Annotated in this window: 1 protein-coding gene; it reads right to left on the bottom strand. The window is 47.6% G+C overall.

Annotated elements, in window-relative coordinates; translation table 11 throughout:
• A partial coding sequence (locus SB773_RS32090) for a 3'-5' exonuclease (RefSeq protein WP_410594389.1) occupies positions 1 to 269 on the bottom strand: 269 nt, incomplete at both ends.

Genomic DNA, 269 nt, shown 5'->3' with positions numbered 1-269 from the left:
AAGGTGTTTGCCTAGCTCTAGGAGCCGGTTTCGGTTTAAGATCTTCAAGGAGTTCCTCTGGTATTTCACTGATGAAACGTGAAACTGGATTCATACTGGTCCGTCCATACAATGTCCGCATTTGGGCATTGCTTATGAATAGCTCATTTTCAGCCCTTGTAATTCCCACATAGGCCAGACGGCGTTCTTCTTCCATCTCCTCTTCATCCATGAGCGAGCGGCTGTGAGGGAAAACCCCTTCTTCAAGGCCCAATAAAAAGACCACCGGA

The organism is Bacillus sp. SIMBA_074, from assembly GCF_046534555.1.
Taxonomy (GTDB): Bacteria; Bacillota; Bacilli; order Bacillales; family Bacillaceae_G; genus Bacillus_A; species Bacillus_A mycoides.
This window is presented reverse-complemented; position numbering and strand designations above follow the sequence as displayed.